This is a genomic window from Pseudomonas sp. BCRC 81390 (genome assembly GCF_030341915.1).
Lineage (GTDB): Bacteria > Pseudomonadota > Gammaproteobacteria > Pseudomonadales > Pseudomonadaceae > Aquipseudomonas.
Genome location: NZ_JATAAG010000040.1, coordinates 1 through 229 on the forward strand (window position 1 = coordinate 1; position 229 = coordinate 229).

The following is a 229-nucleotide window of genomic DNA, read 5'->3' on the forward strand; positions in this document are numbered from 1 at the left end:
TCTCAAATCAACTTAAGGGCTGGTCCCCGTTCGCTCGCCACTACTAAGGGAATCTCGGTTGATTTCTTTTCCTCAGGGTACTTAGATGTTTCAGTTCCCCTGGTTCGCCTCTTGTACCTATGTATTCAGTACAAGATACTCAGCTTGTGCTGAGTGGGTTCCCCCATTCAGAGATCTCTGGATCACAGTCTGTTTGCCGACTCCCCAAAGCTTATCGCAGGCTACCACG

At 49.3% G+C, this 229-nt stretch carries 1 rRNA gene; it reads right to left on the reverse strand.

Annotation, left to right across the window (positions count from 1 at the left end):
* A 23S ribosomal RNA gene (locus tag QSV36_RS14260) occupies nt 1–229 on the reverse strand; the annotation flags it as partial.